Genomic DNA, 257 nt, shown 5'->3' with positions numbered 1-257 from the left:
TGGGCGATTAGCTCAGTTGGGAGAGCACCTCCCTTACAAGGAGGGGGTCACTGGTTCGAGCCCGGTATCGCCCACCACTCTCTAACTGTTTTCTGCGTAAATGCAGATTCAATGAAGGTTATCTTTGTTGAGTCAGCTTTTTTGCCGCCGAAAATCATTAGAAAGTGGTTCTTTAGTTAGAAACACAATGCTCTTTAACAATCTGGAAAGCTGACTAGTAAATTGAATCGTTAGATTCAATTACAATAGTTTTTATC

General features: G+C 41.6%; 1 tRNA gene. It reads left to right on the top strand.

Going from position 1 to position 257, the window contains the following annotated elements:
* Position 1 precedes the first annotated feature (1 nt).
* Positions 2-77, top strand: a tRNA-Val gene (locus tag ASV53_RS25150).
* Positions 78-257 lie beyond the last annotated feature (180 nt).

This window comes from Photobacterium sanguinicancri (genome assembly GCF_002265265.1).
Classification (GTDB): Bacteria; Pseudomonadota; Gammaproteobacteria; order Enterobacterales; family Vibrionaceae; genus Photobacterium; species Photobacterium sanguinicancri.
This window is presented reverse-complemented; position numbering and strand designations above follow the sequence as displayed.